General features: G+C 45.0%; 9 protein-coding genes. 8 read left to right on the top strand and 1 reads right to left on the bottom strand.

The annotated features are described in order from the left end of the window. The first annotated feature begins 81 nt into the window (after positions 1–81). The 7 genes from E7747_RS08755 (at position 82) to E7747_RS08725 (ending at position 14,603) form a co-directional block, all read left to right on the top strand. Positions 82–5,886 (top strand): RHS repeat-associated core domain-containing protein, encoded by a 5,805-nt coding sequence (locus tag E7747_RS08755; protein ID WP_168185296.1) that lies wholly within the window; start codon positions 82–84, stop codon positions 5,884–5,886. 4 nt (positions 5,887–5,890) lie between these two features. Then, a complete protein-coding gene (locus tag E7747_RS08750; RefSeq protein ID WP_136415472.1) occupies positions 5,891–6,634 on the top strand; it encodes a DKNYY domain-containing protein in 744 nt (247 codons plus the stop codon). Positions 6,635–6,889: 255 nt separating this feature from the next. Continuing rightward, a complete protein-coding gene (locus tag E7747_RS08745) occupies positions 6,890–7,516 on the top strand; it encodes a hypothetical protein (RefSeq protein ID WP_136415471.1) in 627 nt (208 codons plus the stop codon). A 199-nt stretch (positions 7,517–7,715) separates the two neighbouring features. Continuing rightward, positions 7,716–9,365: a putative transporter gene (locus E7747_RS08740; protein ID WP_136415469.1), complete on the top strand. Its 1,650-nt coding sequence runs from the start codon at positions 7,716–7,718 to the stop codon at positions 9,363–9,365. 92 nt (positions 9,366–9,457) lie between these two features. Then, the gene (locus E7747_RS08735; protein ID WP_123614224.1) at positions 9,458–10,402 is read left to right on the top strand and encodes a ribose-phosphate pyrophosphokinase; all 945 of its coding nucleotides are present in this window, start codon (positions 9,458–9,460) and stop codon (positions 10,400–10,402) included. 50 nt (positions 10,403–10,452) lie between these two features. After that, positions 10,453–12,621, top strand: coding sequence for a S9 family peptidase (locus E7747_RS08730; protein WP_136415467.1), 2,169 nt, complete (start codon positions 10,453–10,455; stop codon positions 12,619–12,621). Between the two features lie 575 nt (positions 12,622–13,196). Continuing rightward, positions 13,197–14,603 (top strand): leucine-rich repeat domain-containing protein, encoded by a 1,407-nt coding sequence (locus E7747_RS08725; RefSeq protein ID WP_168185295.1) that lies wholly within the window; start codon positions 13,197–13,199, stop codon positions 14,601–14,603. Positions 14,604–14,903: 300 nt separating this feature from the next. Here the strand turns inward: E7747_RS08725 and E7747_RS08720 are convergent, their stop codons facing one another. Then, positions 14,904–15,974, bottom strand: a complete 1,071-nt coding sequence (locus E7747_RS08720) for an IS110 family RNA-guided transposase (protein ID WP_055301324.1) — start codon at positions 15,972–15,974, stop codon at positions 14,904–14,906. 223 nt (positions 15,975–16,197) lie between these two features. Here E7747_RS08720 and E7747_RS08715 point away from each other — a divergent pair, with 223 nt between their 5' ends. Then, positions 16,198–16,785 carry a leucine-rich repeat domain-containing protein gene (locus E7747_RS08715; protein WP_136415463.1) on the top strand — a complete coding sequence of 196 codons (588 nt, stop codon included), beginning with the start codon at positions 16,198–16,200 and terminating at the stop codon, positions 16,783–16,785. The last annotated feature ends 28 nt before the right edge of the window (positions 16,786–16,813 follow it).

Below are 16,813 nucleotides of genomic sequence, written 5' to 3'. Positions count from 1 at the left end.
CTTATATTCTTTTTATTTCTCATATCTTTTTCATCCTTCTTTTCTCTTGCAGATATAAATGACACTACGTCGAAACAATATATGCCACCTGACTCACTGACAGATGAATCAGTTCCAATGACGTATGCCTCTAACGATGTAGAGGTGCCTTTACCCGAACAGAGTGTATGGCCTGAATCCCCACGTACAATGGCTATAAGACAGGTGATGATGCCATCCTCATCTATTGTCACTGGGGCTTGTGTGTTTTCGATACCACCTTACACTATAGAGGTTGAGGATTTCAAGCTCCCTCTCTCGCTCCAATATAGATCAAACGGCATAAAACCTACGGATGACCCGCAGCCGTTCGGCTACGGGTGGGTTCTGACTCCTCCGATGCGCATATCAAGACAAATCAAAGGGCGTCCAGATGAATATTTTACATTCGTTGGTGACCAAGGCGAGAATTTTGTGATAGAGAACTATGAGAAAGGATATGCCTGCGTTACAATGGATGGGGCTACTGGAAATACTTTTTATGACAAAAGATATGATACAGAGAGGGATATATTCACAATATATCTCGTAGACAAGACCCTTGTAATGATTTATCAGAATGGAACTTTATATGGTGTGGACTGTGATGAGTACAGGTTTGAATGTGGAAAGCTTCTGTCATACATAAAAGTTACCGACCCCAAAGGAATCACTTACAATTTCGGATTATCCGGAGAACGGATTGGATATGGCAACATGCGTACCGAATGGCTACTGACCTCAATAACCCTCCAATCTGGGAGTGAGATTTCCATTGACTGGCAACCTGTGGTCCATTACCGTAACCGTGTTTTAGCGCATGGCTCCACGACAATGTATTATAATGTAACCAATCATCCGTTTGCACACATCAATACATCACAAAGTACACGTGAAAGTATATTGAATAAGATAAATAACACACATGATCTGAATGAAATAACATTCCCTGGTGGCAAACTGGAATGCATTTACAATGACGGCATGATGGAAACAATGACCATAACCAACAATAGAAAAACCATCGTCTATACCGCTGTGTTTGCTCATGAGAAAAATGACGCACTTCTCTCAAGTGTTCTCATTCAGAACTCAGAAAGATACTCATTTGAATATGACCCGACTACATTCATACATGGAACTATGATTGACTGGTGGGGATTTTACAACGGCAAAGATAACAGATCCATTCTAAGCCCAACCATCAAGACTATAGACGGCATCAATAAAGGGGAAGTCATCATTGGTGCAGACAGATCCATCAACAGAGAAAAGTTGAAAGCATACATTCTCACTAAAGCCACCTATCCGACTGGAGGGAGTGTGGAATGGGAATACGAAACACATAAGTTTAAACCACAGAAGATACCATACTGGGTGAACCGGTATATTGTCAACGAAGAGCCTCTCTCTGAGGGTGGAGGCCTACGGGTTACAAGCATCACCATGAAGGAATCATCCGACGCCAAAAGTCGAGTGAAGAAATATATCTATGGCAAGGATGGCGACGGAATGGCAATAGTTACGGCTGTCCCAGGGTTGCATACGTTTATTACTGAATCACCACATCTATGTGTAAGGTATAGCTCAAACTCTATTTTTCTCACAATCGACAAATGTCTTGCCATAAATCTTCATTCAGATTATCTTACAGGTGAAAACGGAAGTTATAGCATCTGGTATGACCACGTGACTGAAATTGACAGTGAAGGGAAAACCGAGTACACATTTGAAAAACTCACTCAAAAAAATGTAGTTTCAAGGCTATGGGGAGAGGTTTACCCATGTGTAATTTATGATGCATTCTCAAAAGGGCCTGTTGAAACCTCCCGCACAGTCTACAAGTCGTCACCATCAGGCTATACAGCAGTTGAAAAAACAGAAAATTTCTACACCTTAAAAAATGATTATGATCATGGCCCGATTGACAATTTTACCGTAAAGAGAAAATGCCTATATCTTTATCCGTCAGATTACGCTCCGGATTTCGGTCCCGAAAAATATAAAGTGCTACGGCTAATGGGGTGGCAGTATGAAAAAGGAGAATATCCTTCGTCGGAATTTAATGATGCTCGCATAGTAGACCGAGACGAGATGGAGTGGTTCGAAGGCATTGACTATTCAATTGAGCCTTGTAGTGAACAATTAGTTGGTAAAAAGGTCACGTACTATTTTGACAATCTTCAAAGAGTCGTTAACGAACGCTACGAATATCTACCCGGAACAAATCTGATTACCACCAAAGTAATATCCGACGGCACAGACAGCATAAAGACCGAATTTTCCTACAACGACTGTTTCAACACTGATATCGACATGAAAATGAAAGCCAGAAATATCTGTGGTATAGTAACAGGGATAAGGGAAACGTTCGGAACAAGCACCATTGGCTACAGCATGGAGATGGCTCAATTCGGCTCCACGTTCAGGCCTACGAGGATATGGAGAGAGCGTGGAAACACGCGATGGAATAATGGTATTTATGAGTACAACACCAAAGGCTGGTTAATCAAGTATACCTCAATATCCGGAAATCTCACGCAATGGACACGAGACATCTACGGTAACCCACTGAAGATGATTACAGGTTCCGGACTCATGATGAGTAAGGCTGCTTGGGAACATCTCGTTGGAGTAACATCGCTTTCAATCCCGTCAGGCACCACATACCGCTTCACATACGATGAAAGTGGCCGTCTGACCGAATCGTTTCTTAACAATAAAATCCAATCACGTCATTCCTACCATATAAATCAGGATGGGACAAGCAATATCGCATCCTCATTCTACTCTTCCGAAGAAAAATGTTTCAGCAAGACAGAATTTTTTGACGGTCTCGGAAGGCCATGGCTTACTCAGGATCAACAGCCTGACGGCACTTACCTGACATCTCTTTCCGAATTTGACATAATGGATCGTCCACTCCGAAAGTGGGTTTCCGTAGCAATGTCATCCACCAATCCTTTGGCAGAAGACATAAAAAACACAGCAGTCAGTTATTACAGAGATGACTATTCATACACATCCTACTCCTACGAGCCATCACAGCGAGCACTTCCTGCTTCCTCAATCCGCTCCGGCAGCCCATGGCACAATGAGAACAAATCTGCACAAGTAAAATATCACATAAATCAGCTTCGCATCTCCCATCCTTGTATGAGATACAAAGCTACTGACAACGGGATTGAATCCAAAGGGAACTATCCACAAGGACGACTGACAATAGAAGAGACCATTGACGAGGACGGACTCTCTGTTGAGATCTACAAAGACCTGCGCGGACAGATAGTGGCTCGAAAAGAAAACGGACTTGTGACAAATTTTGTCTATGATGACTATGGCGATTTACGCTATATCCTTCCCCCAGGACTCTCGGGGACTCATAAGCGCACTGATCCTGAAATGCAGCAGCTCGCCTATTGGTATGACTACGACTCTCGTGGCCGAATGATCACCCGGAAACTCCCCGGAGTCAAGGCCGCACACTACCTTTATGATCCGGCTGACCGTCTTGTGGCAGAGCATAGCTCTCACCATGCATCCGGAATATGGCGTTTCTATGGCTATGACCGTGCCGACCGTCTCGTGCTGGCAGTCGACTGCCCAGTAACTGACGAACAGGCCATTACTTTTGCGTCTGTCTGCCGGACAGCATCACTTGATTTTTCGGGTACGTTGTCAGGCTATATGATAACCGGAATCCCTACATCTGCGCAAATAGTATGGGCAAAGTACTATGACAACTATCAGTTCATCACGATAAATTCTCTTGACGATGAATTTAAATGGACTGCCCCCTCTCAGCTTCCTGCCTATAATTCTCGTGGAGGTTCCCTTGGCCTCCTCACCGGTGTGTATACCGGAAATGGATTCGAGGCGTATCACTATAATTCCGACGGTAATCTTATGCAGCGTTATGCAACAGGGTTCAACCGTGGTCGTCAGAATATTTTTTATGGCTACGACGGTCAACCGATTAAGACTGAATCGGTCTACCCACCAAAAGGATGGCCAACACTAACGACAACTATTACATACGACAATATAGGTCGCATGACATCAAAAAATACCACTCAGGGCAATACGTCCGCTGAATCTACTGCCTCCATGACTTATGCCTACAATTCACTCGGACAGTTATCTGAGCTTAAGCTCGGAACTGCCACCCGCAGCTTTACATACGATATCAACGGCTGGCTCAAATCGTCAGTCACGATAGCCGGAAGCACACAACGATCTGAGAAGTTATTTTATGCCGACGGCACAGTCCCACGCTATAACGGTAATATTTCCGCCAAACTACTCTCGGAGGGTCGATACGATTATACCTACGACGGTAACAACCGTCTGACTGCCGCGCGATTCTCAGGAGGCTTGAATGAGGCCGACTTCACAACCACCTACGATTACGATGACCGTGGCAACATCACATCACTTACACGCATGGGAGTTATCGATAAGGCTGCAGGAATTGAGACATTTGGTATTCTCGACAATCTGGCGCTTGACTACTCCGGCAATCAGATAAAATCTGTGAGTGCTGCAACTGAATCTTTTCCATTTGACGGGATTACAGGTGTCGGACAAAATAAATCTGATATGTCGTTGAGTTATGACGCATCCGGACGCGTATGTGCCGACGAGACGCGAGGCATTTCCTCCATAGAATATGACAACGACGGTCATCCTGTAAGAATAATATTCGAAAGCGGGAACGAACAACGCGATATATGGGACGGTCTTGGCAATCATCTTGCGACTGAATACTATACGCCACACTCTATGGAAGGAAAACAGCCCTTTGTAACTAAAAGATATGGAGGTGACGGCCAGATAGAATGTCAGCTTGGCCCGGAAATCGGAATTCCTAATAAGGTGCTGACCTATACTTCTTTTCCCGGAGGATATTTCGATCAGGACGGCACTCCGCACTATTACATCACGGACTATCAAGGTAATAATACCGGGATAATCAATTCTATACCGGAAATTACATCAGAAAATAACTATTATCCCTACGGCGAGCCGTGGAGGGAGCTAAAAGAGATTCCATTCATGTTCAGCGGAAACGAGCGCCTGCTCGTTGACGGTTTGAACGAGTATGACTTCCATGCCCGACGCTATAATGCTGCCATCCCGGCCTTTACATCATGGGACGCTTGCAACGAGAAATACCCTTGGCTATCACCTTACGCTTTTTGCGCAGGAAATCCCGTGAATATGACGGACCCAAGTGGTAATGAATGGAATATATCATCCTACCGTGACAAAGATAACATGCTCCATATAGATATAAAAATTTCAGGCGTGGTTTATAATGCAAGCAGTGAGAAATTCGATATGACAGCTGTAAGACAAGCAATATCAGCTCAAATTGAGGATGTCTTTAAAATGAATGGAGACGGATATATGGTTTCTATAACAACTGATATCAGGGTCGCAACCTCTATAGAGGAAATAGAGCACAAAGACCACGTCTTTGCAATTGTTGATCAATCATATTTTGAAAAAAGCACTACACTTGCTAATTCTATTCCTAATGGTTTAACAATTGCTCTTGGTGTAAATGTAGTAAATATGACCTTAAATGGAAAAAATAATCGTAGTATTGCACATGAGCTAGGACATACCGGCGGATTAATACATCCCAATGATATAAAGAATCCACTCTATATTCCTAATCGGAATAATAATATTATGACTCAAACCCGTCATGGCAATGGAAGAGAATTTAACGTAAACCAACTTAATTGGATTATACAACAATATAATGATGGGGAGTTAAATAAAAATAGCTCAACTGTCAGAAGATTACGATTTACTTCAAAAGCACCATTTATAGAACTATATAACGTACTAAATTTATAAAATCATGAAAAAAATAGACTTATTAATGATAATCCTATTTCTGGGAACATCTGCATGGGTGTTACATACCCATAAAGGATATGACGAGGTGAACGATACAGCTCAGTGGCGTCCGCTTAATGACATGGATCGCGAAGGCTGGTTTCTCAGGGTTGGTGATTCAATATACGGCACGACAGTCGAAGACATAAATTGCTGTATAAAATATACTAAACCTTTGAAAAAAATAGATGCGAGGTCTTTTGTCGTCTCAAAGGATTGCAAATATGCCAAGGACAAAAACCATGTATATTTCCCTATATCAGCCATTTGCGAAGACTGGTGGGAAGCTGATAGCGAGGGGTGCGCAGATATTGACTATATCAAACAATATCTGGTGGTAGGTGCGGACCCCAAGACATTCAAATATCTTTATAATACATACGGAATTGATAAGCATTATATGTATTGCTGGGAGAAAGGATTCCTTGGGATGATAAAATCATCCTCCGCGCAAAACAAAGAAGTTTATAATTTAAATCAAAATTTAACAGATATAAATTGGGGGCGGTGGCATTGTAGAAAAACGGCTGAAAATTCCTACCTTTGCACTCTCAAAGCGAATACTGCTGCGCACATCTTTTACAAAAGCTGTCGCCAGAAAAGAGACAGAATTCACCCGACCGTGACCCTCAATACAGATAGGCCACCAATATTTTTCGTTTTTTGTCCTTACCTCAATACATTTTATCCGAAATTATTTGGCTGACAGCCAAATAATCATTAACTTGCGCCTTATCGCAAGGTGTAGCGCCATGCCATTAGGATTCTGTTAAAGTCGTAAATTATATCTCTACAAGCAATCCTATATTAGGATTCAATATATGCCTTGACCCAATCAGTACTATTCAGAATTTATGTGGCATGAGACCTCCCGGTATGATAATTCCTATTTGCACGGGGTATCTTCCAACGCACAGTATTGCTGATGTCGTTGATGCCTTAAAACCAAAAAATTAAATCTATGAAGCAAGTTGTATTCTTTTTTCTGTTATCACTTTTGTGTCTTTCAAACTGTGTCTATTTTCGGATGACGCATCTGTCAAAAGATGATTTAGGCTGGGTTCAATGTTATAGCCGCAATCCTTCACCAAAGTTTGTTTCCAATAGGGGACAGACATCAAGCCTTTCTTATGACAGAGTTAATATTGCCAATTCTACAAATAGATTTTATTTCAGCGCAAACGGCTCTTACAAATACGAGGCATGTGCAAGTTATGAATTGAATGTACATCAGGCTAATACGACTTTTTCCGGTTGGTTTGGCATAAAAAAATATGTAGATGACGATTCTCTTTGGACATCATTTGAACTAAATCGTTTTTGTTCAGATGAAATAAGGAATTATGGCTATATTCCATTAAAAAAATGTGATTTTGAAATGGACTCAGTCATATATCACAACTGTGTTATTGCTGATTCTACCAACGCCATTTATATACCTCATTTGGTAGATACAGTTAAAATTAGGATTGATAAGTTTGTAATTTCAAAGAAATATGGTCTGATTTATTACAGATTTGATAACGGCGAGGAGTTTAAACGAATATTTAAGCATAAGCCCACAAAAAAGGACTACGAAGCAGATTGATTCCGTGTCCTCCGCGCAAAACAAAGAAGTTTATAATTTAAATCAAAATTTAACAGATATAATTTTTGGGCGGTGGCATTGTAGAAAAACGGCTGAAAATTCCTACCTTTGCACTCTCAAAGCGAAAACCTCATGAATATGCAGAGGGGCCAATAAAAAAGATTGTTACAATTCATATAGTCAATATTTTTTTTAAACAATGGAATGGTTATTTGACCTTATCGGGCCGGGACATACGGAGCTCGCAAGTACGCTTGTGCTCTACTCCTTTGTCATCGCAGCCGGCATCTTCCTCGGGAAGCTAAAGATTGGAGGCATCTCGCTCGGGGTGACTTTCGTGCTTTTCGTCGGAATCATCATGGGCCACTTCGGCTACATAGTCAATCCCGAAGTACTGAAATTCGTCCGCGAGTTCGGTTTGATCCTGTTCATCTTCGCTATCGGTATTCAGGTCGGTCCGGGTTTCTTCTCGTCATTTAAGAAAGGTGGCGTCTTGCTCAACGGACTCGCAGTGCTGATTATCGTGCTCAACGTGTCCATCGTGCTTGCAATTTTCTACATCGACGGCAACACAGAGATTTCAGCGCTCGTCGGTGTCATGTCAGGTGCGGTGACCAACACCCCCGGTCTTGCAGCAGCCCAGCAGACAGCAGGCACAACCGAAGCCATCAACATCATGGCTATGGGTTATGCAGCCGCCTATCCCCTCGGCGTAATCGGCATCATCCTTTCAATGCTCATTGTCAAGGCAGTCTTTAAAATCCGTACTGAAGATGAAATCAAAGCAATCGAAGACGAGATTGAAAGCTCACAGCAGAAACCGCGGATTGTCTCCTTTGAGGTCACCAACAAACTCATTGACGGCAAGACACTCTATGATCTCCATCAGATACTTCACTGCGACTTCGTCGTGTCGCGTCTCATGGGAGCTGACGGTAAGGTCATAATCCCGACATCAAAAACCGAGCTGCATGTAGGCGACAAGATTTTTGTAGTCCTAGGCCCGAACGACGAAATGAAGTTCAAGGGCGTGATCGGCCATGAAATCGAAATGGACTGGGAAGAAGTCCAGAGTCAGGTCTACTCGCGCCGCATCGTCGTCACACAGAGCAAATACAACGGCGTTCCCCTCGGCGACCTCCGCCTGCATACGGCATACTCTCTTAACTGCACACGTGTCAACCGTGCAGGTGTCGACCTTCTCGCCTCGCCCGGTCTCCGTCTGCAGATGGGCGACCGCCTCGTGGTCGTAGGCGACCTCAACGACATCGAGCGTCTTTCAGTGCGCCTCGGCAACTCGATGAAGCGTCTCAACCAGCCCAACCTCATCACCATCTTTGTCGGCATCCTCTTCGGTATCATCGTAGGCTCGATCAACGTCGGCTTCGGCATGAAGCTCGGACTTGCCGGCGGCCCGCTCGTCGTGGCAATCCTTCTCAGCCGCTTCGGCTACAAGTTCAAGCTTGTCACCTATACATCTTCGTCAGCATCACTGTTGATGCGCGAGCTTGGTATATGCCTCTTCCTTGCATCCGTCGGCATCTCTTCAGGCCGTGGATTCGCCGACACCGTGTTCAACACCACCGGTATGTGGTGGGTCATCTGGGGATTCATAATCACTTTCGTACCCCTTCTCGTGGTCGGATGTATCGCACGAGGAGTCTACAAAATCAATTTCCTCACCATCATGGGTCTTGTTTCGGGTGGCTGCACCGATCCTCCGGCACTTGCCTACGCCAACAACTCGACAGGTTCTGACGCACCGGCCGTTGCCTATTCGACAGTCTATCCTCTCACCATGTTCCTCCGTGTGGTAGCCGCTCAGGCACTCATACTCTGCTTCTTCTAACACCGACATAAAAAAATTCCCTCGCTTTTAACATAATAGCCGAGGGAATTTTTGTAATTTTGCACCCAAACTCATCATTATCACAAATAATCATGATTGATTCCCTTCCACCAATCAAAGTTTTCTCCGGGACAAAATCTCACTACATGGCAGAAGAAATCTGCCGCGATTTAGGCTGCGAACTCGGCAAAATGAACATCCAGTATTTTGCTGACGGCGAGTTTGAAGTATCGTTCGAGGAATCCATCCGCGGATGCGAGGTCTACCTCGTACAGTCGACATTCCCCAACACCGACAACCTCATGGAGCTTCTTCTGATGATTGATGCGGCAAAGCGTGCGTCGGCAGCCTCAATTATCGCTGTCATGCCCTACTTCGGCTGGGCCCGTCAGGACCGCAAAGACAAGCCACGCGTATCGATTGCCGCCAAGCTTGTAGCCGACCTGCTCACAACAGCCGGAGTTGACCGCGTGATCACCATGGACCTTCATGCCGACCAGATCCAAGGCTTCTTTGACATTCCCGTCGACCACCTCTACGCCTCGTCGGTCTTCATCCCCTACATCCAGTCGCTGAAGCTTGAGAACCTTGTAATCGCATCGCCTGATGTCGGAGGAGCAAAACGTGCCAACAGCTATGCCAAATACCTGAATGTGCCTCTCGTGCTCTGCCACAAGCAGCGTGCCAAGGCCAACGTCGTGGCCCAGATGACTGTCATCGGCGACGTAAAGGACAAGGACGTGGTGCTCGTCGACGACATGGTCGACACAGCGGGAACCATCACCAAGGCAGCCGACCTCATGATGTCGAGTGGCGCCCGCTCTGTGCGCGCACTCTGCTCACACGCAATCATGTCAGACCCCGCATCTGAACGCGTCGACAACTGCTCGCTGACTGAAATGATGTTCACCAACTCCATTCCGTTCAACAAGAACTGCAAGAAAGCCACCATCCTTTCAGTCGCACGTCTTTTCGCTGACACCATACGTCGCGTACACACCCACGAGTCTATCTCGTCGCAATATCTCATCAAATAAGGAGGTCTCTTTCTCCAATCATCACACATTCCACCCCATAAACAACCGACATGAATCTAAACCACATCATGGCAACAATCCTTACGGCAGGCTCACTTGCAGCCTGCTCGACAGGGGGCGAAAAAGAGGCGCAGATCATCGACAAGCCCGATTTCAAATCGACAACCGGCATTTTCGACATCGACGCTCTCGAAGCCCTCGGCCGTGTCTCGGCCGTAAGCGTTTCGCCCGACACCCGCAAGGTGCTTTTCGGCATTTCCTATGAAAGCCTTGAGCAGAACCGTTCAAACAATGACCTCTATGTCATGGATCCCGACGGCTCGAACCTTGAACGCATCACACGTACACCCAAATCAGAGGGCAATTTCGTGTGGATCAATCAGGGCAAGCAGATCGCTTTCACCTATGCCGATGCCGACGGCAAAAGCCAGCTTTGGGTCATGAACGCCGACGGAAGCGACCGCAAACAGGTGACATCTCTTGAAAAAGGTATCGAAGGCTTCCTCTTCTCTCCCGACGAAAAGAAAATCGTCCTCATCTCCACTATCAAGTTCGCCCGCGAAGCCAAGGATCTTTATCCCGACCTTCCTGAAGCAACCGGCCGTGTCATTGACGACATGATGTATAAGCACTGGGATCAATGGGTGACTGAAATCCCCCATCCTTTCATCTGTGACTTCGACGGCAGCAGCGTCAGCAATGTAGAAGACATCATGTCGGACGAACCTATGTATGAAGCACCCATGCGTCCGTTCGGAGGTTCGGAATCGTTCGCATGGTCACCCGACAGCAAGTCGCTTATCTATGTATCACGCAAGAAAACAGGACGCGACTATGCCGTATCGACCAACTCAGATCTCTATCTATATTCTATCGCAGACAAGAGCACCCGCAATCTCACCGAAGGCATGATGGGCTACGACACAGCTCCCGCCTATTCACCCGACGGCAAATATGTGGCTTGGCTTTCGATGGAACGTGACGGCTATGAGGCTGACAAGAACCGCATCTTCATCCTCGACACCGCCACCGGTGAAAAATCAGACCTTACGACTGACTGGGATTACACAGCCGACGCAATCGCATGGAATCCCGATGGGAAGTCACTCTATTTCCTCGCCGCAAAAGACGGAAATGTCCCTGTGTTCTCAATTGATATCGCAAGCAAGGAAGTCAAGGTAGTAGCCGACGGCGAATGTGACTACGCAGGTCTCGCGCCTCTCGACGCAGAAAGCATCGTGACCCTCCGCCACTCAATGCTCGCACCCAACGAGGTCTGCATAGCAAAGGCCGGAGAAGTTAAACAGATTTCAAACGTCAACACCGAGCTTCTTGCCTCGCTCAAGATGCCCCGTGTCGAGCGCAACATGGTCAAGACCACCGACGGCAAACAAATGCTTGTCTGGGCTGTATATCCTCAGGATTTCGACTCGACCAAAACATATCCGGCTCTTCTCTATTGTCAGGGCGGTCCGCAGAGCGCCGTCAGCCAATTCTGGAGCTATCGCTGGAATCTTGCGCTCATGGCCTCAAACGGCTATATAGTCATCGCTCCCAACCGTCGCGGTCTCCCCGGTTTCGGAACTGAATGGAACGCCCAGATTTCAGGCGACTATCCCGGACAGAACATGCGTGACTATCTGGCGGCAGTCGACTTCATGAAAGAACGCCCCTACGTCGACAACTCGCGCATCGGCTGCACAGGTGCAAGCTATGGCGGATTCTCGACCTACTGGCTTGCCGGAAACCACGAGAAGCGTTTTGCCGCATTCCTCGCTCATGCGGGCATCTTCAACATCGAGGCTCAGTATCTTGAAACAGAAGAAATGTGGTTTGCCAACTGGGACATGGGCGGCGGTGCAGACAAAGCTCCTGCCGACGTGACCACAGCTCCCGACTACGGTGCATTCTGGAAAAAAGACAATGCGACAGCCCAGCGCACGTTCGCAATGTCGCCCCATAAATTTGTTGACAAATGGGATACTCCCATCATGATTTCACATGGTGAATTCGACTACCGCATCCTGTCGTCACAGGGAGAAATGGCATTCAATGCAGCCAAACTCCGTGGCATACCTGCTGAAATGGTTATCTTCCCCGACGAAAACCACTGGATTCTCAAACCGCAGAACGCAGTGATGTGGCAGCGCTTATTCTTCCGCTGGTTCGACAAATGGCTGAAACCACAGTCAGCCCAGACAGAAGAAAAACAGTCCTGATTACCCCAAAATACGCTAAACGCCAAAGGCATATCCGGTCCAAAACCGTATATGCCTTTGTGTTTTACACTTGATGATTTAGACCCAATATTTGTTTTGAATAAATAAAAACAAATATTTCATGAGACAACAACGCTGATTTCTTAAAAATTTAACAGATAGTACAGCTGATTTTAAAGAGAAAATATCTATTTTTGCATTGTAGACCGCCATGCAGAAGCCCGGTCGGGATTTGAGCGGAGGGATACAGACATAATTGAAAGCGTTTATCAGGCGCTATATCTTGATCGATTGAAATTCTCGCAAAATTTCTATTTAGGAGTCAAGGATATGGCAACGATAGATGCCCGTGGATATGTAATATCTTGATTATGACTATTAACCCGAGAAGGGAAAATAGCCATAATTGTCATTACATATACAAGCGTGGGCTTCTGCGTTGCCGTCCGACTTCTAAAGGGCAATGCGAGAAGCCTCAATCGGTAGGACGGCAATAGATACAGACTCTCACGCTTTCGTCATATCTTACCTTAAAGCCAACGACGGGAGTCCCGCGGCATCAAAACAAAATGCTTATGAAATTTAAAATTAGGGCTATTTTATCATTGCTATGTATTGCTACAATCAGCCAGACAGCATTGGCCTTTAGAGATGGCCAATTTGAGTATTATCCTATCTCAGAAACTGAAGTAAGTTTATACGGATACTATCCCAACAACAACACCTCGCCCATTGATTCACTTGTGATTCCTGAAACTGCTGTTGATTCTGTTAACCCTACAATGGTTAAATCATATACAGTAACCATAATTGAGGGCCGGTTTGGAGGAGTAATGCCCAATTTGCAATCACTAACCATACCTAACACAATAACAACAATAGGCCCTCTTTGTTTTGAAGGCTGTCGAATACTAACCAGTGTGAAAATTGGCTTCGGTATATCTTCAATTGGAGACTATGCATTCGCTAATTGCCCTATAATCGATTTAAATATTGATGCCATTATTCCACCAAAGATAAATTCGTGGCCACCCTTTTCAAATTATATTTTTCCAATATGTGAACTCACAATACCCACCGAGGCAATTAAAAACTATAAAGAAAACACATATTGGAGTAATTTCTTTAAATATCCTAAGATTGATGATATCAAATATATTATCGATTTTGAAAAAAATACAGCGTCTGCCATTGGTTACCTTGGTAACAAAGAAGAAATAAATGTTCTTTCTTTCCCATCAACAATCACTCATGACAGTGTGGATTATAGTGTCACTGAGATAAATTTCTTATCAGGAGATATGCCAAACCTTACTGAGTTATCAATACCATCTTCCGTAACAAAAATAGGGAATAGAGCTTTCTCCAATTGTCCTTCGTTAAAAGATATAACATGGTCAGATAATCTTAACTCAATCGGATCAAACGCCTTTTATCGATGCTCATCTATCACAGACATAAAGTTCCCGGATAGTCTTAAAACAATCGGCAGCAATGCATTTTCAAATTGTGAAGCTCTGCAAAACATTTCATTTGGTTCTTCAATTGAAAAAATCGGATCGCAATGCTTTTATGGTTGTCCCAATATCAAACAGATAACATTAACTGCCACAACTCCCCCCTCAGCAACCAACGCATTCTCAAGAAATACATGCGTAGATGCTCGCTTGAATATTCCTGAAGAAAACGCATATAAAGAATCTGAAAGCTGGAAAGATTTCTGGATTATTGAAAGGGATAACGATATATACTATGAGTTAGACAAGGACAAGGCAACAGCCAAGGTTACATATATGTGCGCCGGAGGTGATGAAAATTATGAAGGATTAAGTTCAGTCGAGATTGCCGAATCAATCACCCATGACAATGTTACATATACCGTCACAAAAATCGGCAAAGATGCTTTTTCCAATGAATCCTATCCAATTTCCTCCCTTCTATGTTGTATTCCAAAATTCTCGTTGAGATTTAGAAAAGATTAACGTTAAAAATCAATTGCTTATGTTTCTGTGCCAATTGTGTAGGCACAAAAGAGTCATGATCGAGGCCTCTGCCCCAATCAAATAACCGGCAATCGGTTAGAGCCCGAAATGCCTTGTAGTTAAAAAAGTCCTATCAGGCAAACTTCTATCAGTCACGCCCCATCGGGCTGACAGTTTACTTATTCAGCATAATAGGAAAGACGCCACAACCTTTCTTTTAGATGCAGCCAAGGCTCATCAAGGAGGCGAGAGTAGCCGTCTTACTGTATTTGCCTATAAGACTTTTGAGTGTCGCATTATCTAACGGCATTCATATCTGCGGTTTGATTTCAGTACGGAAAATATTATGTTGGAGAGCTTGCGGGCTATCCGGATTATGGCTTCCTGCGACTTCATTCCGCGGGTGCACAATGCGCCGAACTTTGCGGAGAGTTCCGCGTCGTGCCGTATGGCTATCCATGAGGCCTCGACTATTTTTGGACCGAGGAATTTGTTTCCCCGGAAAGTCTTCTCACCGACGTATTCCTTGTCGCCGCTTGACGACATCATCGGCACGAGTCCGAGGAACGATGCGAACTGGCGCTGGTTACTGAAGCGACCGATGTCGTCAATCTCGGTAAGCAGGCTCATGGCAATTGTCGAACCAATGCCTGGAACCGACATCAGGATGCCGTATTTCTCGGCATACCTGTCGCTGCGCGCCAGCGAGCGCAATCTGCGGTTCACATCAAGGAGGCGTTCCCTGTAATGGAGTACCTCGGCAATGAGCAGGTCAAGCGAGACCCGTGTGTCGGAGAGCAACCGCACGTCATTCTGCAACCACGTTATGAAACTTCTTGTCCAGTGGCGGTTGCTTCGGAAATATTCTTCGGGGTACTCCACGCCGTTGTTGTACAGCAGATGCTTGATTCTGGATTTTATGCCGCCGGAAAGCTTCACAATAGTGGCGCGGTGGCGTACCAGCGCACGGTCATCGAGGCTGTCCTTCGAGTGAATGTACACACTGCCGAGCTCACCGCGCATAAGGGCTTTGGCCAGCTTTTTTGAATCCACCGGGTCTGACTTCGAGACCTTTTCCTTCTGGGTGGTCGGAACGTCAGCCGCATGTACCACGGTGCATTTTATACCAAGCTCAGTCAGGGCATAATAGGTCGAGAAGCCCGAAAACCCCGTCTCGTAGGCTGCATGGTAGCTACCGTTAGGATAATGCTTGTTCAAATGTTCAAAGAGCTCTTTGGCCGAAGCCTTTTGAGTATGAGTGCGCATAAAACCAGAGGGGGTGAGCACCGTGACACTCCATGTTCTCAGATGGACGTCGATACCAATAGAGATATTTTGTCCGCTGAAATCTTTTTTGTTACTTTGTACCATAGACGTATCGGTTTTGCTGTTAATGTATTTTGCTTTTACAAATTTACATGCAATTGCCCTTACGTCTATCTTTTCTCCTCACTCCTCTCGGGGGAAGCCTTAGCGGCAAGGGGGCAGACAGCCCCCGTTGAGCGCCCCGTCAGCTAATCTGATGCAAACATAGTGACTTTCTGATGATCAATTTTATCCCTCATATTCTCCAAACCGCTCTAACAATTCACACATTAAATCCATAGTTCTCCCCTCTTCTATTATCGAAATTGAAGAGAACGCTTTCGCCTGTTGCTACCTTGAAGAAATCAAGCTGAATGAAGGGTTGAAAATGATAGGAGAAGATGCTTTTGTATCTTCCAATCTTGAGAAGATTACGATTCCATCGTCCGTCTCTTCTATTCAGGATAAGGCTTTTAGTAATTGTTCCAAACTGCGTGAAGTCATACTTGGCAATGGATTAAAACTAATTGGTGAGAACGCATTTTCTTCATGCTGGGAGCTATCGAAGATTACATCACTAAACCCAATCCCCCCAATCATCTCATCAAACACTTTTGAATATTCTACATATCGAAACGCTTCATTGTTTGTTTCGGAAGAAGCATACTATGACTATAAAGCGGCCCAATACTGGTCTTCGTTCAAGCAGATGGAGACTTCTGGTCTTGACAGCATAATTACGGATATTGACTATGCACAGCCCATCGAGATATATAACCTTAAGGGTATAAAAATCGGTGTTTCAACAAACAATCTTGACGCAGGTGTATATATAGTCCGTCAAGGAGCAAAAACCCGTAAGATAATTGTTAAATAGAATCCGCCAAGCCAACGCGCTATTACTA

Origin of the sequence: Duncaniella dubosii, assembly GCF_004803915.1 — a bacterium.
Lineage (GTDB): Bacteria > Bacteroidota > Bacteroidia > Bacteroidales > Muribaculaceae > Duncaniella > Duncaniella dubosii.
Note: the sequence above shows the minus strand (reverse complement) of the source record. Positions and strands in the feature narration are given on the sequence as shown.

Coding starts and splice junctions, on each gene's coding strand:
- E7747_RS08735 (WP_123614224.1), top strand. CDS start 9,458: ATGATTGATTCCCTTCCACCAATCAAAGTTTTCTCCGGGACAAAATCT.
- E7747_RS08725 (WP_168185295.1), top strand. CDS start 13,197: ATGAAATTTAAAATTAGGGCTATTTTATCATTGCTATGTATTGCTACA.
- E7747_RS08750 (WP_136415472.1), top strand. CDS start 5,891: ATGAAAAAAATAGACTTATTAATGATAATCCTATTTCTGGGAACATCT.
- E7747_RS08755 (WP_168185296.1), top strand. CDS start 82: ATGCCACCTGACTCACTGACAGATGAATCAGTTCCAATGACGTATGCC.
- E7747_RS08740 (WP_136415469.1), top strand. CDS start 7,716: ATGGAATGGTTATTTGACCTTATCGGGCCGGGACATACGGAGCTCGCA.
- E7747_RS08730 (WP_136415467.1), top strand. CDS start 10,453: ATGAATCTAAACCACATCATGGCAACAATCCTTACGGCAGGCTCACTT.
- E7747_RS08745 (WP_136415471.1), top strand. CDS start 6,890: ATGAAGCAAGTTGTATTCTTTTTTCTGTTATCACTTTTGTGTCTTTCA.
- E7747_RS08720 (WP_055301324.1), bottom strand. CDS start 15,974: ATGGTACAAAGTAACAAAAAAGATTTCAGCGGACAAAATATCTCTATT.